Source organism: Cellulosimicrobium sp. Marseille-Q8652 (assembly GCF_965112045.1).
This window is the reverse complement of the sequence record NZ_CBCOPS010000002.1, coordinates 1,596,008-1,619,723: the sequence shown is the minus strand read 5'-3', so window position 1 is coordinate 1,619,723 and position 23,716 is coordinate 1,596,008. Positions and strand designations below refer to the sequence as shown.

Genomic DNA, 23,716 nt, shown 5'->3' with positions numbered 1-23,716 from the left:
CCGGAGCCGGGCGCCGGTGTCGGCGCGGCGGGCGCCGGGAAGGCGCTGCCGCCCTCGTCCGGCTTCTCGGGCGACGACGGCTCGCCCGATCCCGAGCTGGCCGGGACGCTCGCCGCGCACCAGCGCGGGGAGGCGACGGTCGCCCAGGTCGTGAGCCGGCTCGCGAGCACGCGCGTGCTGGTCCCGATCCTCGCCGAGCTCGAGGCGTCGGACGAGGGGGAGCACGGCCACACGGTGGACAAGGAGGCGTCTGCCGGCGTCGTCGCGCTCCAGGCGCCGGACGGACGTCGTGCCCTGCCGGCGTTCACGTCGGTCGCGTCGATGGCGGCGTGGCGCGCGGACGCGCGTCCGGTCCCCGTGGACGCGCGCCGGGCGGCGCTGTCGGCCGTCAGCGAGGACTGGGCTCTGCTGGTCGTCGACCCGGCCGGCCCCGTCACCGTGCTCGTGCCGCGACCGGCGGTCTGGGCCCTCGCCCAGGGCGTGGAGTGGGAGCCCGCCGTGGTCGACGGCGTCGTCACGCCCGCGGTGCGGGACGCGGTCGCGTCGGCCGTCGCCGGGGTGCCGCACGTCGCGCGCGCGTGGGCGGAGCCCGGGCGGCGCGCGGAGGTCGCCGTCGTCCTGCGCATCGACGCGGGCCTCGACCGCGCAGGTCTCGACGCCGTGCTGGCGCAGGTCAACGCGGCCCTGGCGGCGAACGAGGTCGTGTCGGGGCGCGTGGACGGGCTCGAGCTGCGGATCGGTCGCGCGGACTGACGGGTCCGGGCGTCCGAGCCGACCTCGTCAGCCCCGGCGGAGCCGCCCGACGGCCCAGGCCACCGACGCCGCGACCCCGACGACCGCCAGGACGGCCTGCCCTCCGAGGACCACGCGGTTCACGTCGACGGCCGGCTGCCAGCGCACGCCCGCGTCGTCGACGACGTACACGCCCGTGGCCTTGACCCGGACGCCGAACCCGCCGCCCCCGCCCGAGCCCTCGCCGCCGGCGTCGCCACCCGCGTTGCCGGAGCCGGGACCGTCGGACGGCCGCTCCGTGGCGGTCTCGGCCGGGGGCGTGGACCGTCCGACGCGGAACGGCCAGTCGGCCGCCCCCTTGCCCGACAGCTCGCCGGAGCCGGAGCCCCAGCCGGAGCCGGTACCGCCCCAGACCGTGGCCACGGGGATGACGAGCGTGGAGCCGCGCTCGTAGGCGTCCCCGTAGACCCGGCGGACGGTCAGGGTGTCACGTGCGGCCTGCGTGATGTGCGCCGGGTCGACGGCGGGCGCGTCGCCGGGGCTCGCGTTCGTTGTCATGCCGCCGACAGTAGACCTCCGCGACGCGTCGCGCGCGGCTCAGCCCCCGCACTCCGTCACGGCGCTGAACGAGGACTCGTCGGCGAGCAGCTCGCGGAGGGTGCTCACGGGCACGAGCAGGCTCTTGTCCGTCGAGGTCTTCGCGTACACGACACCGATGACCTCGCCCGACCCGTTGAGCGCAGCCGACCCGGAGCTGCCGGGCTCGACCGGGGCGTCGGTCACGAGGACCTCGCCGAGGTTCTCGTGCAGCGGGTCGGTCGTCGTGCCGATCACGGAGCCCTCGGTCACCGTGAGGCGCCCGCCCTCCGGGTACCCCACGACGGTCACGGGGTCGCCCGGGCCCGGGTCGGCCGCGGCCAGCGTCGGCGCCGACGGCAGGTCCTCGGCCGTGCGCACGATCGCGAGGTCGGCGAGACCCGCGGTGCTCGCGGTCTGGGCGGCGATGTCCCTGCCGTCGTAGGTGAGGAGCTGGAGCGAGCGCGAGGAGTCCACGACGTGCTTGTTCGTCACGAGCGTGCGGGCGTCGAGCGCGAACCCCGAGCCCGTCGACAGACCCTCGCAGCCGACGTTGCGGATGCGCACGGCCATCCGTCGCACCGCGTCCGACCCGTCGGGGGACAGGACCCCCGACCCGGAGGGCTCGTCCGGTGCGGCGAACGACGGGACGACGCTCTGCGGCACGGGTTCGGGCAGCTCGGGCAGGACGCCGCACCCGGCGACGACGGACACCGCGACGACGGACGCCGCCACCGTGGTCGCGACGGGCGCGCGCCGGCGGGGGCGCGCCGTCCACCGGTCGGCGCGCCGCGCCGCGCGCCGCTCCCGCTGCGCCCGCCGGGCCTCCCGCGTCATCCCGCGAGCTCCTGCTGGAGCTGCGCGTTCGCGTCGGTCGCCGCCTGGCACAGCTCGTCGACCTGGCCGGAGAAGCGCTCCAGGTCGGCGGGCTCGTAGGCGTCGCGGTTGTTGAGGTAGCCGATGAGCTGGGACTGCGCCGTCGTGCACTGGCCGAGCGCCGCGGCGACCTTGCCCGCCGCGTCGGAGACCCTGCTCTGGTAGTCCAGGTACTGCTGCGAGGCCTCGTTCTCGTCGCCGAGCTGGGCCTTCTCGTTCGCCAGGTCGGCGATCCTGTCCTGGGCGGTGGTGAGCTGGCCACGGGCCGACTCGAGCTCGGCGTTGGCGCCGTCGAGGTCCGCCTGCAGCCGCGCGACGTCCTCGCCGAGCGCGCGGGCCTGCGTCTCCCAGTCGGCACTGGTCTCCTGCCAGCGGGCCGTGGTGACCCACAGGTACGCACCCAGCCCCAGCGCGCCCGCGAGCAGGAGCGACAGGAGGACGATCGTCACGACGGCACGCCGGCGCCGACGGCTCCGCGGGGCGGGCGCCGGGGGCGGCGGCTGCCCGGGTCCTCGCTCGGGCGTCGCCGACGGGTGCCCGGGCACCTGCTCGCCGTCACCGGGTGCGGGGTCGCCGGGTGCGGGGTCGCCGGGCGCGGGGCCGCCGCCCGGCCACAGGCGCTCCGTGGGGGCGGCGCCGGGGGGAGCCGGGCTGCCGGGCGCGGGACCGCCCGACGACGGAGGCGGCGGCGGGGTGCTCAACTCACCGCGCCCGTGTAGTTCTCGCCGGGCCCGTCACCGGGGGCGTCCGGGTACACGGAGGCCTCGCGGAAGGCGAGCTGCAGCGAGCGCAGCCCGTCGCGCAGCGACCGGGCGTGCTGGTTGCCGATGTCCGGCGCGCTGGCGGTGACGAGGGCGGCGAGCGCGTTGATGAGCTTGCGTGCCTCGTCGAGGTCGAGGTGGCCCTGCGCCTCGGCGTCCTCCGCGAGGCCGCACTTGACGGCGGCGGCGCTCATGAGGTGCACCGCGGCCGAGGTGATGACCTCGACGGCGGCCACGTCCGCGATGTCGCGCACGGCGTCCGTCGACGGGTCCTGCGCGGGGGAGTTCTCGGTGCTCATGGCGTCCATCCTTCCATCCGGGCCGGGCGGCCGGGACGGCGTGCCGCCACGAGGACGTCCTGCGCTCGCCCGGAACGGGGGAGCCGCCCGGGGTCCGCGAGGTCCCCGGGCGGCGCCCGACGTCCCGGCACCGGGCCGGGACGTCGGGCCGGGACGTCAGACGCGCACGGGCTCGCTCGCCGTGCCCGGCTCGCCGGACTCGACCGGCGCGCCCTCGGCCTCGAGCGCGACGCGCAGCGCGGCGCCGAGCTCGGCGTCGACGTTCGTCCAGTACTGGATCGCCCGCTCGCGGATGTCGACGCTCTGCACGCCGCCCACGTGGCCCGTGATCGTCTCGAGGAAGCGGGTGCGCGCCGGACCGTCGAAGACCTCGCGGTAGAGCGTGCCCGCCTGGCCGAAGTCGTCGTCCTCGGAGTGGAGCGTCGCGGCCGCGCGCGTGAGCTCGCCGTCGGCCTCCCAGCCGGTGGACTCGGCCGCACGGGCCGGGTCGGCGTGCGCCCCGCCGCGGCTGTTCGGCGCGTAGACCGGCGTCGTCGCGGAGGGGAAGCCGTAGCGCATCGCGCCGTCCTTCGCGTACGAGTGGCCACCCTCCTCGGCGCCGCGCGGGGCGTTCACCGGGAGCTGGGCGTGGTTCGTGCCGACGCGGTACCGGTGCGCGTCCGCGTAGGAGAAGATCCGCGCGAGGAGCATCTTGTCGGGGCTCGCCGCGATGCCGGGCACGAAGTTGCTCGGCGCGAACGTCGCCTGCTCGATCTCGGCGAAGTAGTTCTCCGGGTTGCGGTTGAGCTCCATGACGCCGACCTCGACGAGCGGGTAGTCGCCGTGCGGCCACACCTTCGTGAGGTCGAACGGGTTGAACCGGTACGTCTTCGCGTCCTCGTACGGCATGACCTGGACCGACAGCGTCCAGCGCGGGAAGTCGCCCGTCTCGATGTGCTCGTAGAGGTCGCGGATGTGGTGGTCGGCGTCGGAGCCCGCGAGCTGCGCCGCCTCGTCGGCCGACAGGTTGTCGATGCCCTGCTGGGTCGTGAAGTGGTACTTGACCCAGAAGCGCTCGCCCGCGGCGTTGATCCACTGGTAGGTGTGCGAGCCGAACCCGTCCATGTGGCGCCAGCTCGACGGCAGGCCGCGGTCGCCCATGAGCCACGTGACCTGGTGCGCCGACTCGGGCGACAGCGTCCAGAAGTCCCACTGCATGTCGTTGTCGCGCAGGTTCGACCCGGGCAGGCGCTTCTGCGAGCGGATGAAGTCGGGGAACTTGATGCCGTCGCGGATGAAGAAGACGGGGGTGTTGTTCCCGACGAGGTCGTAGTTGCCCTCGCTCGTGTAGAACTTCAGGGCGAAACCGCGCGGGTCGCGCCACGTGTCGGGCGAGCCGTGCTCGCCGGCGACGGACGAGAAGCGCGCGAGCATCTCGGTCGCCGTGCCCGGCTGGAAGACGGCAGCGCGCGTGTAGGCGCTGACGTCGCCCGTCACCGTGAAGGTGCCGAACGCGCCGCCGCCCTTGGCGTGGACGACTCGCTCCGGGACCCGCTCGCGGTTGAACTGCGCGAGCTTCTCGACGAGGTAGTGGTCGTGCAGGACGATCGGGCCGTCGGCACCGACGGACTGCGAGTGTGCGTCGGACGCGACGGGCGCTCCGGCGTTGGTCGTCGTGTACGGGGCGGTCATGAGGCGCTCCTTCCAGCGGACCTGGTCGGCGAGACCGGGTCCGGATCGTGATCTTCGTGCGAAAACGGGCAGCCGCGGGGTGCGCGGGTCCAGGCGGTGGGGGTGGTCGGGGTCAGGGTGCGCAGTCGGGGCACAGGCCCCAGAACGTCACCTCGGCGGTGTCGATCCGGAAGCCGGAGGTGCTGCTCGGGGTGAGGCACGGGGCGTGGCCCTCGGTGCAGTCGACGTCGGAGACGGCGCCGCACGCGCGGCACACGACGTGGTGGTGGTTGTCCCCGAGGCGGCGCTCGTAGCGGGCGGGGTGGCCGGCCGGCTCGATGCGCCGGAGCAGGCCCTTGTCCGTCAGCGTGTTGAGGACGTCGTAGACCGCCTGGACCGAGACGGAACCCAGCGCCGCGCGCACCGCACGCAGCACGGCGTCCGCGTCGACGTGCTGGCGGGCGTCCACGGCGTCGAGCACCGCGAGGCGCACCGCCGTGACGCGCAGCCCGTGCTCGCGCAGCTCGGCCTCGTGGCCCGCCCGGTGCGTGGTGGTCGCCCCACCGTCCGGTGCGGCGACGGACCGTGCCGATCCCGTCGTCATGGCACCACCCTAACCCGCTTCTCTGGAAGAGTTCCAATGATGGAGACGATCTAGTTCCCTGGACACGTCCCGGGGCGCTCGGGCCGCGTGGCGCGGGGCTCGCGCGGGGTCGCGCAGGGTGGGGCCGGCCTCTGGTAGTCTTGCTGGCTGACCGACCTGCACGACGTGCGTCGGCGATCCGGAGCGGCTCCACCGCCGTCTCCGGCCCGCCGGGGCGGGTCCGCGCAGGTGCGCAAGTGGATCCCATCCCACCCGGGTCTCGACCGTCGACGTCATGTCGCGACAGAGGCCGGGTCCTGGTCCGGACGGCTCGCCCGCGTGGCGCGTCGCCCAGACGTGGTCGTCGTGGCTCGCGCCGCGGCTCCCGGAACCGATGGCCTCCGCCCTGCGCTCAGGACGGGGGCCTTCCTCGTGCCGGGCGGTCTACCGACGACTTCCTAGGAGCATCACATCAGCGAGCCTCGCATCAACGATCGGATCCGCGTCCCCGAGGTCCGGCTCATCGGTCCCGGCGGGGAGCAGGTCGGCGTCGTCCGCACCGAGGTTGCCCTGAGCCTTGCCCAGGACGCCGACCTCGACCTGGTCGAGGTCGCCCCGGACGCCCGCCCGCCCGTCTGCAAGGCTCATGGACTTCGGCAAGTTCAAGTACGAGTCGGACATGAAGGCGCGCGAGGCGCGGCGGAACCAGGCGAACACGGTCCTCAAGGAGATCCGTTTCCGGCTGAAGATCGACCCGCACGACTACGGCACCAAGAAGGGCCACGTCGAGCGGTTCCTCTCGGCCGGCGACAAGGTCAAGGTCATGATCATGTTCCGCGGCCGTGAGCAGTCGCGCCCCGAGATGGGCGTCCGTCTGCTGCAGCGCCTCGCGGACGACGTCTCCGAGCCTGGGCTTCGTCGAGTCGATGCCCAAGCAGGACGGGCGCAACATGACGATGGTCCTCGGCCCGGTGAAGAAGAAGGCCGACGCCAAGAGCGAGCAGCGCAAGCGCGCGCAGGAGGCCGAGCCCCGGCTGACGAAGTCCGCGCAGCGGGCCGCCCAGCGCGAGCCCGACGCCCCGGAGGACGACGACGCGCCTCAGGTCGAGGCCCCGGTCGAGGAGACCGCCCCGGCCGGGTCGCCGGTCGCGGAGGCACCGGTGGAGACGCCGGTGGCCGAGGCGCCGGCCGAGCCCGTCGCGCCGTCGCCGGCCCCCGCTCCCGCCCAGGCACCCGCCCCGGCGAAGGCACCCGCCCCGGCGAAGGCGGCCGCGCCCGCCAGGGCACCCGCGGCACCGCGTCCCCGGACGCAGGCGGCGGAGCCGGCACGGTCGGCACCGCGTCCGCCGGCGCCCCGGCCCGCGGCGGCGCCGTCTCCCGCGGCGTCCGGCACGCCCAAGCCTGCCGTGCCGCGGCCCGCGCCGAAGCCGGGCGCCCCGCGCCCCGCGCCGAAGCCCTCACCGCGCGGCAAGACCGGCTGACGACCGGGCGCACCGACCGACCCTGCTCGGGGTCCGGGCCCACCGGCCCGGACCCGAACACGTCGGCCACCGCGAGGTGGCTGACCGGACACAAGGAGAGACGGCAGTCATGCCGAAGAACAAGACGCACTCGGGTGCCAAGAAGCGCTTCCGCATCACGGGGAGCGGCAAGGTCATGCGCGAGCAGACCAACGCCCGCCACTACCTGGAGCACAAGGCGACCAAGCGCAAGCGCCGCCTCGCCGCAGACCAGGTGGTCTCGCCCGCCGACGTCAAGTCCATCAAGAAGCTGCTCGGCAAGTGACCCGGTCGCGGTGACGGCATCCCGTCGCCGACCGGCTCACCCTGAGCCCCGAACTGCAAGGAGCATCACGTGGCACGCGTGAAGCGGGCGGTCAACGCCCAGAAGAAGCGCCGTACGACCCTCGAGCGCGCCAGCGGCTACCGCGGCCAGCGCTCGCGCCTCTACCGCAAGGCGAAGGAGCAGGTCACCCACTCCCTCGTCTACTCCTACCGTGACCGCAAGGCGCGCAAGGGCGACTTCCGCAAGCTGTGGATCCAGCGCATCAACGCGGCGTCGCGCGCCCAGGGCCTGACGTACAACCGCCTCATCCAGGGCCTCAAGGCCGCGGGTGTCGAGGTCGACCGTCGCCTGCTCGCGGAGCTCGCGGTCAACGACGTGGTGGCGTTCAACGCCCTCGTCCAGGTCGCGAAGGACGCGCTCCCCGAGGACGTCAACGCGCCCAAGGCCGCGGCCTGAGCAGCCGCACCGACGCCACGGACGCCCGGCCGGTGCCCGACCCCCTCGACCCCACGCTGACGAACCCTCGCAGCGACCGGGTCAGGGCGGTCCGGGCCCTGTCCGGGCGTCCGGCGCGTTCGCGGCACGGTCAGCTCCTCGTCGAGGGCCCGCAGGCCGTGCGCGAGGCGGTGCGGCACGCGCCCGGACGCGTACGCGACCTCTACCTCACGCCGTCGGCGGCACGGCGCTACGACGAGATCGTCGCGGACGCGCGCGCCGCCGCCCTGCACGTCCACGTGGGCACGCCCGAGGTCCTCGCGGCGATGAGCCCGGACGCGCAGGGCGTGCTCGCGGTCGTGCGCGAGGAGCGCCCCTCTCTGGCCGAGGCGCTGGTGACGGCGTCGGCCCGCGCCACGGGCCCGCTGCTCGTCGCGGTCCTCGCGACGGTCCGCGACCCCGGCAACGCCGGGACCGTGATCCGCGCGGCGGACGCGGCCGGGGCCGGCGCCGTCGTCCTCGCGGGCGACAGCGTGGACGTGCACAACCCCAAGGTCGTGCGCTCGACCGCGGGTTCGCTCTTCCACGTCCCCGTCGTCTCGGGCCTGCCGCTCGAGGACGCCGTGGACGCCCTGCGTGCTGCCGGCCTGCTCGTCCTCGCCGCCGACGGGGCCGGGGACCACGACCTCGACGACCTGCTCGACGTCGCGGGTCGAGGCAGCGTCCCCGCCGGAGCGGACGGTGTGCGCGATCTCCCGGACCTCGCCCGGCCGACGGCGTGGGTGTTCGGGAACGAGGCGTGGGGGCTCCCCGAGGAGGACCGCGCCCTCGCGGACGCGGTCGTCCGCGTCCCCATCCGCGGACGTGCCGAGTCGCTCAACCTCGCGACCGCCGCCACGGTGTGCCTCTACGCGTCCAGCCGGGCCCACCGCGGGGTGCGCGGGTGAGGATCTTCGCCGCGGTGTACCCCGACGTCGCCGCGAGCGACCACCTCGACCTCGCGCTCGGCGCGGTGCGCGCCCACGAGGCGTCTCGCCCCGACGGCGCGCCCCTCGTCCGGTGGACGCCGCGGGAGCTGTGGCACGTCACCGTCGCGTTCTACGGCGAGGTGCCCGACGGCGCGGTCCCCGACCTCGTCGACGCCCTCGCCGAGGTCGCTCGCGCCACGCCCGCGCTCGAGCTCGGGCTGCACGGCGCCGGCGTCTTCGACCGGCGGGTGCTGTGGGTGGGCGTCGGCGGCCCCCGCGCCGACCTGGACCACCTGCGCACGCTGAGCGCGTCGGCAGCCGAGGCCGGTGCGGCGGCCGGGGCCCGCGTCGACCGTCGACCGCGCCAGCGCGCGCACCTCACCGTCGCGCGCGCGGCGGCCGGTGCACGCCAGGCGGACCGACGGGCCGGCCGGCGGGGCCGCCCCACCGGGCCGACGCTGCGGGACGCGCTCGAGGTCCCGGCCGCGGCGCTCGCCGTCTACGACGGTCCCCGCTGGCAGGCGACGCGCCTCGCCGTCGTCGCCTCGGACCTCGGGGCCGGCCGACCGGTGCACCACGAGATCGGCTCGGCGCCGCTCACCGGTCCCCGGCCGGGGCCGGGGGAGCCGGTCGACGTTCCCGACGTCAGCCGCTGAAGGCGACCCACAGCGGGGTCGCCACCAGCGCGGCGAGCACGACGCCGAGGACGGTCGTCGCGCCGCCCAGCACCCGGCTCGGCCGCACCGGTGCCGGGTCGCCGACGGCGCGCGCGGCGCGTCGGCGGGACGCGTCCCGCGCCCAGCCGACCGCGCACACGACGCCGAGCAGCGGACCGACGACGAGGGTCACGGCGTACGGCACGACGACGGCGGGGCTCTCCGGACCCAGGCCGGTCGTGACGCGACCGACGACGAGCACGACGAGCACCACGCCGGCGCCGGGCAGGAGGCCGCGGCGCAGGGACGCCCAGAAGCCGCGGTCCCGCGGCGCGGCGGGTGCGGCTGCTGCGACGCGGTCCGCGGACGGCGGGCCGACGGCCCTGCGTGCCGACGGCCGCGCGGCCCGAGCGTCCTCGTGGTGCCGTCCCCCGGCGGGTGGCGTCCGTGTCGACAGGTCGGCGTCGAGCGTGCGCTGCAGCGGGTCGGGCGGTGCGTCCGCGCGTCCGTACGCGGGCCACGCCGGTCCCTGCTGGGTCCTCTCCACCACGGGCCCATCATGCCCCGGTCGGCGAGGAGCCGCCGTCGTGCGACGATGGGCGGGTGAGCGTACGAGCTGGTCGTCGATTTCCCGGGCCCGTCACGGGCCCGCGCTGCTGACGTACGCCGTCACGCCTCCTCACCGGGACGCGGACGCGACCGGTAGGTCGGGGCCCGGACGGGCGCCCTAGAATGTCGCGGACGCGCCCGGCGCGTCCGCGCGTCCGGCCCTCGTGATGCGCCCGTGGGCCCTCCCCACCGTCCAGCCAGCTGTCCCGACATCGCCAGGAAGGCTCGTATGTCCAGCCCTGACGCCGCCGTCGCCCCCGCGAGCGACGGCCCTCCCACCGACGCGCCGTCGCCGCTCGACGTCGACGCCCTGCAGCGTGCGCTCGACGCGGCGCTCGCGGCCGTCGCCGCGGCCGGCGACCTCGACGCCCTGAAGGCCGTGCGCACCGAGCACACCGGCGACCGCAGCGCGCTCGCGCTCGCGAACCGGCAGATCGGCTCCCTCCCGCCCGAGGACAAGAAGACGGCCGGCCGGCTGCTCGGGCCGCTGCGCGGTCGCCTGAACCAGGCCCTCGCCGCGCGCCACGCCGAGCTCGAGGCCGAGCGCGACGAGCGCGTCCTCGTCGAGGAGGCCGTCGACGTCACGCTGCCGACCGACCGCGCCCCGCGGGGCGCGCGCCACCCGCTCGAGACGCTGCAGGAGCGGGTCGCCGACTTCTTCGTCGGCCTCGGCTGGGAGATCGCCGACGGCCCCGAGGTCGAGGCGGAGTGGTTCAACTTCGACGCGCTGAACTTCGGCCCCGACCACCCGGCGCGCCAGATGCAGGACACGTTCTACGTCGCGGGCGACGGCGACGAGCCGTCGAACCTCGTGCTGCGCACGCACACGTCCCCCGTCCAGGCGCGCTCGCTGCTCGCGCGGGGCGTGCCGCTGTACGTCGCGTGCCCGGGCAAGGTGTTCCGCACGGACGCGCTCGACGCGACCCACACGCCCGTCTTCCACCAGGTCGAGGGCATCGCGGTCGACGAGGGTCTGACGATGGCGAACCTCCTGGGGACGCTCGACGCGTTCGCGCGGGCCATGTTCGGGCCGGAGGCCCGCACGCGACTGCGCCCGAGCTTCTTCCCGTTCACCGAGCCCAGCGCCGAGATGGACCTGTGGTTCCCGCAGAAGAAGGGCGGGCCGGGCTGGATCGAGTGGGGCGGCTGCGGGATGGTCAACCCGAACGTGCTGCGCGCCGCGGGGGTCGACCCGGAGGTCTACTCGGGGTTCGCGTTCGGCATGGGCATCGAGCGCACGCTCATGCTGCGCCACGAGATCGCGGACATGCACGACATGGTGGAGGGCGACGTGCGCTTCTCCGCCCAGCTCGGAAGGGGCGTCTGATGCCGTACGTCGACCTGGACTGGCTCGGCGACCACGTCGAGCTCCCCGCAGGCCTCACCGCCGAGCAGCTCGCCGCCGACCTCGTGCGCGTCGGCCTCGAGGAGGAGGAGGTCCACGGCGCCGCCGTGACGGGCCCGCTCGTCGTCGGGCGCGTGCTCGCGCTGACGCCCGAGCCGCAGAAGAACGGCAAGACGATCAACTGGTGCCAGGTCGACGTCGGCGTGCACAACGTCGACGGCGTCCCGGCGTCGCAGGGCGGCGAGCCGCGCGGCATCGTGTGCGGGGCGCACAACTTCGGCGAGGGGGACCTGGTCGTCGTCGCGCTCCCGGGCGCGGTGCTGCCCGGGCCGTTCGCCATCGCGAGCCGCAAGACCTACGGGCACGTGTCCGACGGCATGATCTGCTCCCAGCGCGAGCTCGGGCTGGGCGAGGACCACGACGGCATCATCGTGCTCCCGCGCCTCGGGTTCGCCGAGGCCGACCTCACCCCGGGCCAGGACGCCGTCGCGCTCCTGGGCCTGGGGAACGAGGTGCTCGAGATCAACGTCACCCCGGACCGCGGGTACGCGTTCTCCTACCGCGGGGTCGCGCGCGAGTACGCGCACTCGACCGGCGCGCGCTTCACCGACCGGGGCCTCGCCGCCTCGCTGCCGACGCCGCCCCCGGCCGCGACGCCCGACGGCTTCCCCGTGGAGGTCGACGACGTGGCGCCCGTCCACGGCGTGGACGGCTGCGACCGCTTCGTCACGCGCGTCGTGCGCGGCCTGGACCCGGCCGCGACGACGCCGGCGTGGATGCAGCGACGTCTCACCGCGTCGGGCATGCGACCCATCTCGCTCGCGGTCGACGTGACGAACTACGTCATGCTCGACCTCGGCCAGCCGCTGCACGCCTACGACCTCGCGCAGGTCGCCGCGCCGGTCGTCGTCCGGCGCGCGCAGGCGGGGGAGCGGCTGACGACGCTCGACGGCGCCGACCGTGCGCTCGACGCGCAGGACCTCCTCATCACCGACTCGCCCGGCGGCGCGCGCGCGTCCCGCGTCCTCGGCCTCGCGGGCGTCATGGGCGGGGCGTCCTCGGAGGTCGGCCCGACGACGACGGACGTCCTCGTCGAGGCCGCGCACTTCGACCCCGTGTCGGTCGCGCGCACGTCGCGCCGGCACAAGCTCTCGAGCGAGGCCGCGAAGCGGTTCGAGCGCGGTGTCGACCCGCGCCTGCCCGCGGTCGCCGCGCAGCGCGTCGTCGACCTGCTCGTCGAGCACGGGGGCGGCACCGCCGACCCGGCGGTCTCGGACCTGGACCGCGTCACCCCGCCCGCTCCCGTGCTGCTGCCTGCCACGGAGCCGGAGCGGCTCGTCGGCGTGCCGTACTCGCTCGAGCAGGTCGTGGGCACGCTGGGCGCGCTGGGCTGCGACGTCGCGGGCGGCTCGTCGTCCGACGGTGCGGACGTGCTCGTGGTCACGCCCCCGTCGTGGCGACCCGACCTCACCGGCTCGGCGGAGCTGGTCGAGGAGGTCGCGCGGCTCGTCGGCTACGACGCGATCCCGTCGGTGCTGCCGAAGGCACCCGGCGGCCGCGGCCTCACCCGCGAGCAGGCGGTCCGCCGCGCGGTGGCCCGGGCGCTCGCCGAGGCAGGGTTCGTCGAGACGCTCAGCTACCCGTTCGTCGGGACGGCCGAGCTCGACGCGCTGCGCCTGCCGGCCGACGACGAGCGCCGTCGGGCCCTGCGCCTGGTCAACCCGCTCGCGGACGACCGGCCCCTCATGCGCACGGACCTGCTCACGACGCTGCTCGAGACCGCGCGGCGCAACGTCGGCCGCGGCATCCCGGACGTCGCCGTCTTCGAGACGGGACTCGTGACCCGTCCGCGCGCCGGCGCACCGGCCGCGCCGGCGCTCCCGCCGGGCGTGCGCCCGTCCGACGACGAGCTCGCCGCCCTCGCCGCGGCGGTGCCCGACCAGCCGCGGCACGTCGCCGGTGTGCTGGTCGGTCGACGCGAGCGGGCGGGCTGGTGGGGCGCGGGTCGTGCGGCCGACTGGACCGACGCGCTCGACGCGGCCCGTCTCGTCGCGGAGCACGTCGGTGCCGAGGTCGCGGTGCGCGCCGACACGGACCGCGCGCCCTGGCACCCGGGCCGCTGCGCTCGCCTCGAGCTCGCCGACGGGACCGTCGTCGGGCACGCGGGCGAGCTGCACCCGAAGGTGCTCGAGAACCTCGGGCTGCCCGCGCGGTCGGTCGCGTTCGAGGTGGACCTCTCCGCGCTGCTCGCCGGGTCGAGCGCGGAGCCGCTCGTCGCGGCGCCCGTCTCGACGTTCCCCGCCGCGAAGGAGGACCTCGCGTTCGTCGTGGCCGACGACGTCACCGCCGAGGCGCTGCGCTCCGCGGTCGCCGCCGGTGCGGGCGAGCTCCTCGAGGACCTGACGCTGTTCGACGTCTTCACGGGCGAGCAGGTGGGCGCGGGCCGCAAGTCGCTCGCGTTCTCGCTGCGGCTGCGCGCCGCGGACCGGACGCTCACGGCCGACGACGTCGCGCGCGTGCGGGCGGGAGCGGTCGAGGCGGCGCGCGAGCGGGTCGGGGCGGAGCTGCGCGCATGAGCGCCGGGAGCGAGGAGACCGCGGGCGCGCAGGACGGGCCGGGCACGGTCGCGCCGGCCCGGACCGCCCTCGTCACCGGCGCGTCGCGGGGCATCGGACGGGCGATCGCCGTCGGTCTCGCCGCCGCGGGGCTCGACGTCGCGCTGCTCGCGCGCGACGCCGCGCGGCTCCGGGACGTGGCGGACGAGATCGCGGCGGCGGGCGCGGGTCGTGCGGTCGTCGTGACGGCCGACGTCACCGACGCCGACGCGGTGGCCGCCGCCGTCGCCGCGGCCCGCTCGGAGCTCGGCGGCATCGACCTGCTCGTCAACAACGCGGGCCGGGTCGACGCCGAGGTGCCGCTGTGGGAGGCGGACCCCGACGAGTGGTGGGCGATCCTCGAGACCAACGTGCGCGGGCCGTTCCTGCTCGCGCGCGCCGTGATCCCCGGCATGCTCGCCCGGGGTGGCGGCCGCGTGGTCGACCTCAACAGCGGTGCGGGCTCGCACGACATGGTCGGTGCGAGCGCGTACAACGCGAGCAAGACCGCGCTGCTGCGCCTCGGCGCGAACCTGCACCGCTCGGGGCACGACCGCGGCCTGCGCACGTTCGAGGTGTCGCCCGGCGTCGTGCAGACCGACATGACGGGCTCGATGGCCATGCACCGCGGGCGCACGGAGTGGACCCCCGTCGAGCGCACCGTCGAGATGGTCGTCGCCGTCGCGCGGGGCGAGCTCGATCCGTTCTCGGGCGCCTTCCTCCGGGTCACGCACGACTCGCCCGCATCGTTGCGGGCCGCGCTCGACGACGCCGCCCGCGCCGGGCGCACGCTGCCCGGCCCCGACGGCCGCCGGCTGCGCGTCACGCGCTGGGGCGACGACGACCCGATGCCCGGCGACCTGCCGAGCCGCTGACGGGGGGTGCCGGCAGGGGGCCCGTCCCGTCAGCGCGCGTCGAGCCAGCCGTGCTCCTCGGCGACGCGCCGCGCCTCGTCGCGGCCGGAGACCCCGAGCTTGGTGACGATCGCGGCGAGGTAGTTGCGCACCGTGCCCTCGGACAGGTGGAGGGAGCGGGCGACCGAGCGGGTCGACGCGCCGTCCCCGGCGCGACGCAGCACGTCGAGCTCGCGCGGGCTGAGCGGGCACGGGGGTGCGGTCAGCGCCTCGGCCGCGAGCGCGGGGTCGACGTACCGGTCGCCGCGGTGCACCCGCCGGACCACGTCCGCGAGCACGGCACCGGGCGCGCCCTTGGGGACGAACCCCATCGCGCCGGCCTCCAGCACCGGTCGCAGCAGCGAGGCGCGGGCGCGCCCGGTCAGGACGACGACCGCCGCCGTGGGCAGGGTGCGCGCGAGCTCGGCCGTCACCCCCAGGCCGTCGAGCCCCGGCATGTGCTGGTCGACGACCACGACGTCGGGCCGGTGCTCCAGCGCGAGCCTCACGCCGGTGCGGCCGTCGACCGCCTGGCCGACCACCTCGAGGTCCGGCTCGAGGTCGAGCAGCGCCGCGACGGCGGCCAGCACGAGCTCCTCGTCGTCGACGAGCACGACGCGGATCACGCCGCCACCGGCATCCACGCGACGACGGTGAAGACGTCCGCGTCGCGCGCGGCGGACAGACCGCCGCCGCGCGCCGCGAGCCGGTCCGCGAGGCCGGCGAGGCCGCTGCCCGCCGGGGACGCGACGGACGCGACGGGCGTCCGTGCGCGCCCCGCGCCGTCGTTCGAGACCACGAGCCGGACGAGCCCGTCGGCCTCCTCGAGCGCGAGCGAGCACCACGTCGCGCGCGAGTGGCGCAGGACGTTGGTCGCGGCCTCCTTGACGACGAGGGACAACGTCGCGGCGGCCGCCGGCGGGGCGTCCCACGGCTGCGGGACGTCGGGTGCGCACCGCAGGCCCGAGGAGCGCAGGACCTGCGCGACGGAGGCGATCTCGGCGGCGAGGTCGGTCTCGCGACGTCCGGCCGCCGCCCGCCGGACGTCGTCGAGCGCCTCGAGGGCGAGCCGGTGCGCCGCGGCGCTCTCCCGGGCCGCGCGCGGGGGGTCGACGAGCGCGACGCGGGCCGCGAGCTCGGAACGGAGCGCGAGGACGGACAGGGTGTGGCCGAGGACGTCGTGCACGTCCTGGGCGAACCGGAGCCTCTCCTCGGCGAGCGCGAGCTGCTCGCGCACCTCGCGCTCCGCCTCCTGACGCGCCAGGAGACGCCACAGGCCGACGGGCAGAGCCGTGAGGAGCGCGACGCTCGCGCCCATGGTCGTGAGCACGACGAGCGAGCCGGCGAGCGACGAGCCGCCCGCGAGCGCGACGCCGACCGTGGACGCCAGGGCGAGGGCGCCGGTGCCGAGGGCCCACCAGCGTCCGGCGACGAGCGGCGCGGTGCCGGCGACGGAGCCGGCCACCCACGCCCAGGGTGCCCACCCCGGGTGGGCGAGCGGCGCGAGGACGACGAGCGCGGCGACGGCGACCGCGCCGTGCGCCCGGGCCCGCACCGCGCGGTCGCGGGGGCTCGTCACGGGCGGCACCGCCCAGAGCACCGCCGCGGACTGCGTGACGACGAGCGCCACCAGGACGACGGGGGCCACCCAGCGCACGAGCGGGGACGGGGCGTCGATTGCGACGGCCCAGGGCGGGACGACGCAGCACGCGAGCGTCCCGACGACCCAGGCCCATGTCGCGCCGCGTGCGAGGCGGGCGTCGACCGGCGGACCCGGTCGCGGCCGGGACGGCCGGTCGCCCGGGCGCCCCGCTCGTGCCGTGGTGAGCGCCGTCACGCTCACAGTAGTACCAGGAGCGCCGCGCCGAGCGCGAGGTCGAGCGCCTCGCCCGGCTCGGCCAGCGGTGGCGCGACGTCCGGCTCGTGCGCCCAGCACGCGACGTCCTGCACCACGGGGGCGGTGACACCGGTCCACGCGACGAGGGCGGCGACGACGCCGGTCGCGGTCCACCGGGCGTGCTCGCCGAGGAAGGTCAGCGCGGACACCGCGGCGGCTCCCCGAGCAGCGAGGTCTGGGCGCCCGGGCGGCCGTGCGCGGTGGCGGCGACCACGAGGCCGACCGCGAGCGGCCAGCCGGACGAGAGCGCGCTCGCCCACGTCGGACGGACGGTGCGCGGCGCCGTGCCGCGCCGGCGGTCGGCCCGGGGGTGCGGACCGGCGCTCGACGAGGGGTCGGGGGACGGGACGGCCGTGTCGTGGTGCGTCATGTCTCCACGGTCGTCCGGGCGCTGCGCAGGGACGAGGTGCACCGCGCACGTCCTCGGCGTGCGCCGCGCACGGGTCGTCCGTGCGGAGCCGGCCTCGCGCGGTGTCCGGAAGGTCACGCGCCGAATGGTTGAAAGTTCACCTAACAATCGGCGATGCTCTCCCGGACACCTGACCAAGTCCGAGCGCTCGTCGCGGTCGCGGCTCGAGCACGGCACCCCGGAGGGCGACGGATGACCACGACACGACCGGTCCGGCAGTGGAACGGCATGACCGTCCCGGACGCGGGGACCTACGTGCTCGACGAGGCGCACAAGCGGGTGGGGTTCGCCGGGCAGCACATGATGGTCTCGCCGGTCCGGGGCGAGTTCACCCGGGCGAGCGCGACCGTCCTCGTGGGCGAGGACCCGCTGGCCTCGGCCGTGGCGGCGACGATCGAGTCCGCGAGCCTCACGACGCACCACGCGGACCGTGACGTGCACCTGCACAGCGCCGACTTCCTCGACGTCGAGACGTACCCCACGCTCGAGTTCCGCAGCACGGGGGTCCGGTGGCAGGGGATCCAGGACGACGCGATCCTCGCGTGGGCGAGGCTGCGCAACCGCTCGCCGGAGCGCGCGACCGTCGCCGCGGACCGTGTCGCACCCGCCGAGGCGGGCCACTTCGTGGTGAGCGGCCTCCTGACGATCCGCGACGTCACCCGCCCGATCGACCTGACGATGCGGTACGGCGGTGCGCGACGCGACCCCTACGGCCGCGACATCTTCGGCTTCCACGCCACCGGCGAGTTCGACCGCGAGGACTACGGCCTGGTCTGGAACGTGCTGCTCGAGACCGGCGGCCTCCTCGTCGGCAAGAAGGTGTCCCTCGAGATCGCGGGCGAGGCGATCCACCAGGAGTGACGACGGGCGGCGCGCCGGGACGGCGCACCGCGCCGCTAGCATGAGCGGACCGACACGGGGTGCCTTGGGCGACCAGGGCTGAGATCACACCCGTCGAACCTGATCTAGCTCGTACTAGCGAAGGGATGTCCGGCGATGACGCTCGCCCTCTCGACCTCTCCAGCATCGCGGCCCTCGCGTCCGCGGGTCCTGACCGTCGCCGGGACCGACCCGACCGGGGGTGCGGGCATCCAGGCCGACCTCAAGGCGTTCTGCGCGCACGGCGCGTACGGGATGGCCGTGACCACCGCGCTCGTCGCGCAGAACACGCACGGCGTGCGCTCCGTGCACGTCCCGGGCCCGGAGTTCCTGCGCGAGCAGCTCGACGCGGTGTCCGACGACGTCGAGATCGACGCGCTGAAGATCGGGATGGTGGCCGACGCCGCGAACGCGCACGCGATCGGTCGGTGGCTCGACGACCTCGCGGCCGCCCGGCGGGCCCGTGGCGAGCCGTCGCCGCACGTCGTGCTCGACCCGGTCATGGTCGCCACGTCCGGGCACCGCCTGCTCGACGCCGGCGCCGAGCAGGCCGTGCGCGACCTCGCGCGACGCGCGGACGTCGTGACGCCGAACCTGCCCGAGCTGGCCGTCCTCGCGGGCGCACCGGTCGCGACCGCGTGGGACCTCGCCCTGGACCAGGCGCGCGCGTTCGTCGCGGCGAGCGGGACCGCAGTCCTCCTCAAGGGCGGCCACCTCGCCGGGTCGACGTCGCCGGACGCGCTCGTCGAGCCCGACCCGGCGAGCGGCGGTGCCGGCCGCGTCACGACGTTCGACGCCGAGCGCGTCGACACGCCGCACACGCACGGCACCGGGTGCTCGCTCTCGGCGGCGCTCGCGGCGCTGCGCCCCCAGCGCTCGGGCTGGCCCGAGGCGGCGCGCGAGGCCAAGGACTGGCTCACGGGAGCGCTGCGCGCCGGTGCGGCGCTGCAGGTGGGGACGGGTCGGGGGCCCGTCGACCACCTGCACGCGCTCGGGCCGGGTCCCGGAGCGCGCGCGGAGCCCGCCGGGGACGACGGGGTTCAGGCCCGCGCGACCTCGCCGGTCCCGGTCGGGTAGACGCACTCCGTGCCCGGCGGCCACCACCGCCACCGCGACTCGACCTGGCTCGCCGCCACGCCGTCGGGCCGCTCGGCGACGCACCGGTCGTCGCCCTGCCGGACGCCGATCGTCAGGTAGTAGACGACGAGCACCCCCGTGAACAGCACGGCCAGCACCGTCACGGCGCGGCGCAGCGCAGGGGAGGGACCGCCGTCGGACCCGTCCTCCTCGCCCGGTCGGGCCGGCACCCAGTCCCAGCTCATGCCGCGCCCCCGGTCGTGCCCGACGCCGCGGCGTCGGGCACGAGCAGCACCTTGCCCGTCGTGGCACGCCCCTCGAGCGCACGGTGCGCCTCTGCGGCGTGGGCGAGCGGGAAGGTCGCGCCGACGCGCACGCGCAGCGTCCCGCCCGCGACCGCACCGAGCACCTCCGTCGCGCGCTCGACGAGCTCGGTCCGCGTCGCCGTGTGGTCGGCGAGCTTGGGGCGCGTGAGGAAGACCGACCCGGCGGCGTTGAGGCGCTGCGGGTCGAACGCCGGCACCTGGCCCGAGGACCCGCCGAAGAGGACCAGCGTCCCGCGGCGGCGCAGCGACGCGAGCGACGCGTCGAACGTGTCCCTGCCGACGGAGTCGAACACGGCGGCGACGCCCTCGCCGCCCGTCAGGCCGCGCACGATCTCCGGCAGGTCGTGCGTCAGGTCGCCGAGCGCCGTGTACTCGACCACGTGGTCGGCGCCCGCGCCGCGCGCGAGCTCGGCCTTCGCGGGCGTCGAGACCGTCGAGACCACGTGCCCGCCGCGCGCGACGACCATCTGGGTGAGCAGCAGGCCGACCCCGCCGGCTCCCGCGTGCACGAGCACGCGGTCGCCCGGGCGGACGGCGTACGACGACGTGCACAGGTAGTGCGCCGTCAGGCCCTGGAGCGCGACGGCGGTGGCGTCCTCGAGCGAGACGGCGTCGGGCACGTGCAGCGCCTCGCGCGCCGCGACGACGACGAGGTCCGCGTACGAGCCCGGCGCCTCCGTCCACACGACACGGTCGCCCACGGCGAAGTCCTCGACGCCGTCCCCGACCTCGACCACGTGGCCGGCACCCTCGCTGCCCACGACGTGCGGGTACTGCACCGGGTACACGCCCGCGCGCTTGTAGGTGTCGATGAAGTTGACGCCCGCGACCGCCGTGCGGACGAGGAGCTGTCCCGGCCCGGGGGTCGGGTCGGGCAGCTCGCGGTGCTCCAGGACGTCGGGGCCGCCCGCCTCGCGGGCCACGATCGCATGCATGGGAGCAGCCTAGGCGGGCGCGCGGGCCGACCCCTCCGCGACGCAGCATCCCGACGCGCACGACCGTGACGACGACCGGATGTATAACTATGTATAGTGATGCATATGACGATCACAGTGGCGGTCGCGGGAGCGTCCGGGTACGCGGGGGGCGAGATGCTGCGCCTGCTCGCCGGGCACCCCGACGTCGAGATCGGTGCCGTGACGGCGCACAGCAACGCGGGCACGGCGCTCGGGGAGCACCAGCCCCACCTGCGCTCGCTCGCCGACAGAGTGCTCCTGCCGACGACGGTCGAGCACCTCGTCGGCCACGACGTGGTCGTCCTCGCCCTGCCGCACGGTGCGTCGGGGGAGATCGCGGCGCAGCTGCCCGACGACGTCCTCGTGCTGGACCTCGGTGCGGACCACCGGCTGGAGTCCGCGACGGACTGGGAGCAGTTCTACGGCTCGGAGCACGCGGGCACGTGGCCCTACGGGCTCCCGGAGCTCCTGCTCACGCAGGACCCGGGCGCCCGCGCGACGGAGACGCGCCAGCGCGAGCGGCTCGCCGGTGCGCGCCGGATCGCCGTGCCGGGCTGCAACGTCACGGCGGTCACGCTCGGCCTGCAGCCCGGGGTCGCCGCGGGCGTCGTCGACCCGGGCGACGTCGTCGCCGTGCTGGCGGTCGGGTACTCGGGTGCCGGGAAGTCGCTCAAGCCGCACCTGCTCGCGTCTGAGGGGCTCGGGTCCGCCCAGCCGTACGCCGTGGGCGGGAGCCACCGGCACGTCCCGGAGATCGTGCAGAACCTGCGCGCTGCGGGGGCGTCGGCCGTGCGGATCTCGTTCACGCCGACGCTCGTGCCCATGGCGCGAGGGATCCTCGCGACGGTCTCGGCACCGCTGGCGGACGCCGTCGCCGGTCTCGGGCCCGCCGAGCTCGACGCGCGGGTGCGCCAGGCGTGGGACGACGCGTACGTGGGGGAGCCCTTCGTGCAGGTGCTGCCCGAGGGGCGGTGGCCGAGCACGGCGATGACGCTCGGGGCCAACACCGCGCTCGTCCAGGTCGCCGTCGACCACGCCGCGGGCCGCGTGGTCACCGTCACGGCGATCGACAACCTCGTCAAGGGCACCGCGGGCGCCGCGGTGCAGTCCATGAACATCGCTCTCGGCCTGCCGCAGACGGCGGGCCTCACCACCGAGGGAGTCGCCCCGTGACCGTCACGTCGCCCCTGGGCTTCCGGGCCGCCGGCGTCGCCGCCGGACTCAAGTCGACCGGCGCGAAGGACGTCGCGCTCGTCGTCAACGACGGCCCGCTCGACGTCGCGGCCGCCGTCCTCACGAGCAACCGCGTGTTCGCGGCGCCGGTCGCGTGGACCCGCCAGGCGGTGAGCGACGGGCGGGCGACCGCCGTCGTGCTGAACTCGGGCGGCGCCAACGCGTGCACCGGGCCGGAGGGCTTCGCCGACACGCACCGCACGGCCGAGCACGTCGCCGACGTCCTGGCCACGTCCGCGGGCGACGTCCTCGTGTGCTCGACGGGCCTCATCGGCGTCCGGCTGCCGATGCCGGAGCTGCTCGCCGGCGTCGACGCGGCGGCCGTCGCGCTCGACGACCCGTCCTCGGCGACCGCGGGCGGCGGTGACGCGGCGCTCGCGATCATGACGACCGACACCGTGCCCAAGACCGTCGAGGTCGTGCGTGAGGGCGCCGTGCCGGGCTCGCTCGACGGCGGCGCGACCTGGTCGGTCGGCGGCATGGCCAAGGGGGCGGGGATGCTCGCGCCCGGCCTCGCGACGATGCTGTCGGTCCTCACGACGGACGCCGTCGTCGACGCCGAGACCGCCGACGCGGCCCTGCGCGCCGCGACCCGCACGACGTTCGACCGGGTCGACTCCGACGGGTGCATGTCGACCAACGACACCGTGATCCTCCTCGCCTCGGGCGCGTCCGGGGTCGAGGTGACGTCCGCGGAACTCACCGACGCGCTCACCGAGGCCTGCGGCTCGCTCGCGCGCCAGCTCGTCGCGGACGCCGAGGGCGCGAGCCACGAGGTCGCGGTCACGGTCGTGAACGCCTCCGACGAGGACGCGGCCGTCGCGGTCGCCCGGGCGGTCACGCGGTCGAACCTGGTGAAGACCGCGATCTTCGGCAACGACCCGAACTGGGGACGCATCGTCTCCGCCGTGGGCACGGTGCCCGAGGAGGTCGCCCCGTTCGACGCGCTCGCGCTCGACGTGTCGGTGAACGGCGTCCAGGTCTGCCGCGCGGGAGGCGTGGGCGAGCCCCGCGAGCTCGTCGACCTCGCCGTCGACCGCGAGGTGCGCGTGGAGATCGACCTGCACGCCGGCCCCGCGTCCGCGACCGTCTGGACCAACGACCTCACGCACGACTACGTCCACGAGAACAGCGCGTACTCCTCATGAGCGGCTCCACCACGCCCGGGCACGGGCCCGGCCCGTCGTCCGACGCCCTGTCGTCCGGTGCACCGTCGCCCGACGGGACGACCACCGGCGGTTTCGACCTCGCGACCGCCGACGGCCAGGAGCTGCTCGACGCCCTGCGCCCCGACCAGAAGGCCGAGGTGCTCGTCGAGGCCCTGCCCTGGCTCCAGGAGTACGCGGGCGCGCTCGTCGTCGTGAAGTACGGCGGCAACGCGATGGTCGACGACCGGCTCAAGGCCGCGTTCGCGCAGGACATGGTGTTCCTGCGCCGCGTCGGGCTGCACCCCGTCGTCGTGCACGGCGGGGGACCGCAGATCTCCGCCATGCTCGCCCGGCTCGGCATCGAGTCGGAGTTCCGCGGGGGCCTGCGCGTGACGACGCCCGAGGCGATGGACGTCGTGCGCATGGTCCTCACGGGCCAGGTGTCGCGCGAGCTCGTCGGGCTCATCAACGCGCACGGCCCGTACGCCGTCGGTCTCTCGGGCGAGGACGGCGGCCTGCTCCAGGCGCAGCGCCGGCACGCCACGGTCGACGGCGAGCCCGTCGACGTGGGCCTCGTGGGCGACGTCGTCGAGGTGCACCCGTCCGCCGTGCAGGACCTCCTCGACGCCGGGCGCATCCCCGTCGTCTCGACGATCGCTCCCGACCTGGAGGACCCGACGCAGGTGCTCAACGTCAACGCCGACACGGCCGCGGCGGCGCTCGCGGTCGCGCTCGGCGCGAAGAAGCTCGTCGTGCTCACCGACGTGGAGGGCCTCTACACCTCCTGGCCGGACCGGGGCTCGCTCGTCGCGCAGATCACGCGCTCCGAGCTCGCCCGGCTCCTGCCGTCCCTCGAGTCCGGCATGGTGCCGAAGATGGAGGCGTGCCTGCGCGCCGTCGAGGGCGGCGTGTCCGCGGCCACCGTGATCGACGGCCGCGTGCCCCACTCGCTCCTGCTCGAGGTCTTCACGACCCAGGGCAGCGGGACCATGGTGGTCCCCGACCCCGTGACCGGAGGTGCCGCGTGAC

At 75.8% G+C, this 23,716-nt stretch carries 26 protein-coding genes, 1 pseudogene and 1 riboswitch; of the genes and pseudogenes, 14 read left to right on the top strand and 13 right to left on the bottom strand.

Annotated elements, in window-relative coordinates; all coding sequences use genetic code 11:
* Positions 1-45 precede the first annotated feature (45 nt).
* Positions 46-753: an SseB family protein gene (locus ACWPWV_RS17235; protein WP_454044579.1), complete on the top strand. Its 708-nt coding sequence runs from the start codon at positions 46-48 to the stop codon at positions 751-753.
* 27 nt (positions 754-780) lie between these two features.
* Here the strand turns inward: ACWPWV_RS17235 and ACWPWV_RS17230 are convergent, their stop codons facing one another.
* The 6 genes from ACWPWV_RS17230 to ACWPWV_RS17205 form a co-directional block, all read right to left on the bottom strand.
* The gene (locus ACWPWV_RS17230) at positions 781-1,290 is read right to left on the bottom strand and encodes a hypothetical protein (RefSeq protein ID WP_454044131.1); all 510 of its coding nucleotides are present in this window, start codon (positions 1,288-1,290) and stop codon (positions 781-783) included.
* 39 nt (positions 1,291-1,329) lie between these two features.
* Entirely contained in the window at positions 1,330-2,145 is an 816-nt protein-coding gene (locus ACWPWV_RS17225) for a S1C family serine protease (protein WP_454044130.1), read from the bottom strand.
* The gene (locus ACWPWV_RS17220; protein WP_454044129.1) at positions 2,142-2,633 is read right to left on the bottom strand and encodes a hypothetical protein; all 492 of its coding nucleotides are present in this window, start codon (positions 2,631-2,633) and stop codon (positions 2,142-2,144) included. Before ACWPWV_RS17220 ends, ACWPWV_RS17225 begins: the two co-directional genes overlap by 4 nt.
* Before the next feature lie 248 nt (positions 2,634-2,881).
* Positions 2,882-3,244, bottom strand: coding sequence for a DUF1844 domain-containing protein (locus ACWPWV_RS17215; protein WP_454044128.1), 363 nt, complete (start codon positions 3,242-3,244; stop codon positions 2,882-2,884).
* A 156-nt stretch (positions 3,245-3,400) separates the two neighbouring features.
* A complete protein-coding gene (locus tag ACWPWV_RS17210; RefSeq protein ID WP_454044127.1) occupies positions 3,401-4,915 on the bottom strand; it encodes a catalase in 1,515 nt (504 codons plus the stop codon).
* A gap of 112 nt (positions 4,916-5,027) precedes the next feature.
* On the bottom strand, positions 5,028-5,498 hold the full coding sequence (locus tag ACWPWV_RS17205) for a Fur family transcriptional regulator (RefSeq protein WP_454044126.1): 471 nt from the start codon (positions 5,496-5,498) through the stop codon (positions 5,028-5,030).
* Positions 5,499-5,948: 450 nt separating this feature from the next.
* Here ACWPWV_RS17205 and infC point away from each other — a divergent pair.
* From infC to thpR, 5 genes and pseudogenes are all read left to right on the top strand, one after another.
* Positions 5,949-6,556, top strand: a pseudogene (infC, locus tag ACWPWV_RS17200) (translation initiation factor IF-3); the annotation flags it as partial.
* A gap of 511 nt (positions 6,557-7,067) precedes the next feature.
* On the top strand, positions 7,068-7,262 hold the full coding sequence (rpmI, locus tag ACWPWV_RS17195; protein WP_034653792.1) for a 50S ribosomal protein L35: 195 nt from the start codon (positions 7,068-7,070) through the stop codon (positions 7,260-7,262).
* Positions 7,263-7,331: 69 nt separating this feature from the next.
* Positions 7,332-7,718, top strand: a complete 387-nt coding sequence (gene rplT, locus ACWPWV_RS17190) for a 50S ribosomal protein L20 (protein ID WP_115942427.1) — start codon at positions 7,332-7,334, stop codon at positions 7,716-7,718.
* 32 nt (positions 7,719-7,750) lie between these two features.
* Complete coding sequence (locus ACWPWV_RS17185; RefSeq protein ID WP_454044125.1) at positions 7,751-8,644, top strand: TrmH family RNA methyltransferase; 894 nt, start codon at positions 7,751-7,753, stop codon at positions 8,642-8,644.
* Positions 8,641-9,321, top strand: a complete 681-nt coding sequence (gene thpR / locus ACWPWV_RS17180; protein ID WP_454044124.1) for an RNA 2',3'-cyclic phosphodiesterase — start codon at positions 8,641-8,643, stop codon at positions 9,319-9,321. Before ACWPWV_RS17185 ends, thpR begins: the two co-directional genes overlap by 4 nt.
* Here thpR and ACWPWV_RS17175 read toward each other — a convergent pair.
* A complete protein-coding gene (locus ACWPWV_RS17175) occupies positions 9,311-9,871 on the bottom strand; it encodes a hypothetical protein (protein WP_454044123.1) in 561 nt (186 codons plus the stop codon). The two genes, thpR and ACWPWV_RS17175, sit on opposite strands and share 11 nt — an antisense overlap.
* Positions 9,872-10,159: 288 nt before the next feature.
* Here ACWPWV_RS17175 and pheS point away from each other — a divergent pair, with 288 nt between their 5' ends.
* From pheS to ACWPWV_RS17160, 3 genes are read left to right on the top strand one after another with little or no spacing between them, the layout of a single operon-like run.
* Positions 10,160-11,257, top strand: a complete 1,098-nt coding sequence (gene pheS / locus ACWPWV_RS17170; RefSeq protein WP_454044122.1) for a phenylalanine--tRNA ligase subunit alpha — start codon at positions 10,160-10,162, stop codon at positions 11,255-11,257.
* Positions 11,257-13,851: a phenylalanine--tRNA ligase subunit beta gene (gene pheT, locus ACWPWV_RS17165; protein WP_454044121.1), complete on the top strand. Its 2,595-nt coding sequence runs from the start codon at positions 11,257-11,259 to the stop codon at positions 13,849-13,851. The genes pheS and pheT overlap by 1 nt, the downstream gene beginning before the upstream one ends.
* Entirely contained in the window at positions 13,848-14,744 is an 897-nt protein-coding gene (locus tag ACWPWV_RS17160) for an SDR family oxidoreductase (protein ID WP_454044120.1), read from the top strand. The genes pheT and ACWPWV_RS17160 overlap by 4 nt, the downstream gene beginning before the upstream one ends.
* A gap of 29 nt (positions 14,745-14,773) precedes the next feature.
* On the opposite strand, the gene ACWPWV_RS17155 is transcribed toward ACWPWV_RS17160, so the two are convergent.
* Genes ACWPWV_RS17155 through ACWPWV_RS17140 form a run of 4 tightly spaced genes read right to left on the bottom strand, consistent with a single transcriptional unit; the run spans position 14,774 to position 17,029 of the window.
* A complete protein-coding gene (locus ACWPWV_RS17155; protein WP_454044119.1) occupies positions 14,774-15,406 on the bottom strand; it encodes a response regulator in 633 nt (210 codons plus the stop codon).
* Positions 15,385-16,599 (bottom strand): sensor histidine kinase, encoded by a 1,215-nt coding sequence (locus tag ACWPWV_RS17150; protein ID WP_454044118.1) that lies wholly within the window; start codon positions 16,597-16,599, stop codon positions 15,385-15,387. The genes ACWPWV_RS17155 and ACWPWV_RS17150 overlap by 22 nt, the downstream gene beginning before the upstream one ends.
* Before the next feature lie 2 nt (positions 16,600-16,601).
* Positions 16,602-16,808, bottom strand: coding sequence for a hypothetical protein (locus ACWPWV_RS17145; RefSeq protein ID WP_454044117.1), 207 nt, complete (start codon positions 16,806-16,808; stop codon positions 16,602-16,604).
* Complete coding sequence (locus ACWPWV_RS17140; RefSeq protein WP_454044116.1) at positions 16,796-17,029, bottom strand: hypothetical protein; 234 nt, start codon at positions 17,027-17,029, stop codon at positions 16,796-16,798. Before ACWPWV_RS17140 ends, ACWPWV_RS17145 begins: the two co-directional genes overlap by 13 nt.
* A gap of 231 nt (positions 17,030-17,260) precedes the next feature.
* Between ACWPWV_RS17140 and ACWPWV_RS17135 the strand changes: the two genes are divergently transcribed.
* A complete protein-coding gene (locus tag ACWPWV_RS17135) occupies positions 17,261-17,929 on the top strand; it encodes a YceI family protein (RefSeq protein WP_454044115.1) in 669 nt (222 codons plus the stop codon).
* 45 nt (positions 17,930-17,974) lie between these two features.
* A riboswitch (TPP riboswitch) is annotated at positions 17,975-18,072 on the top strand.
* Entirely contained in the window at positions 18,065-19,024 is a 960-nt protein-coding gene (gene thiD / locus ACWPWV_RS17130) for a bifunctional hydroxymethylpyrimidine kinase/phosphomethylpyrimidine kinase (protein ID WP_454044114.1), read from the top strand. (Overlaps the previous riboswitch by 8 nt.)
* Here the strand turns inward: thiD and ACWPWV_RS17125 are convergent.
* The gene (locus ACWPWV_RS17125) at positions 18,988-19,269 is read right to left on the bottom strand and encodes a hypothetical protein (protein ID WP_454044113.1); all 282 of its coding nucleotides are present in this window, start codon (positions 19,267-19,269) and stop codon (positions 18,988-18,990) included. The two genes, thiD and ACWPWV_RS17125, sit on opposite strands and share 37 nt — an antisense overlap.
* Complete coding sequence (locus ACWPWV_RS17120; protein ID WP_454044112.1) at positions 19,266-20,285, bottom strand: quinone oxidoreductase family protein; 1,020 nt, start codon at positions 20,283-20,285, stop codon at positions 19,266-19,268. The genes ACWPWV_RS17125 and ACWPWV_RS17120 overlap by 4 nt, the downstream gene beginning before the upstream one ends.
* 99 nt (positions 20,286-20,384) lie before the next feature.
* On the opposite strand from ACWPWV_RS17120, the gene argC reads away from it, so the two are divergent.
* From argC to argB, 3 genes are read left to right on the top strand one after another with little or no spacing between them, the layout of a single operon-like run.
* Positions 20,385-21,479 carry an N-acetyl-gamma-glutamyl-phosphate reductase gene (gene argC, locus ACWPWV_RS17115; RefSeq protein ID WP_454044111.1) on the top strand — a complete coding sequence of 365 codons (1,095 nt, stop codon included), beginning with the start codon at positions 20,385-20,387 and terminating at the stop codon, positions 21,477-21,479.
* Complete coding sequence (gene argJ / locus ACWPWV_RS17110; protein ID WP_454044110.1) at positions 21,476-22,687, top strand: bifunctional glutamate N-acetyltransferase/amino-acid acetyltransferase ArgJ; 1,212 nt, start codon at positions 21,476-21,478, stop codon at positions 22,685-22,687. The genes argC and argJ overlap by 4 nt, the downstream gene beginning before the upstream one ends.
* The gene (gene argB / locus ACWPWV_RS17105; protein ID WP_454044109.1) at positions 22,684-23,715 is read left to right on the top strand and encodes an acetylglutamate kinase; all 1,032 of its coding nucleotides are present in this window, start codon (positions 22,684-22,686) and stop codon (positions 23,713-23,715) included. Before argJ ends, argB begins: the two co-directional genes overlap by 4 nt.
* Position 23,716: the final 1 nt, after the last annotated feature.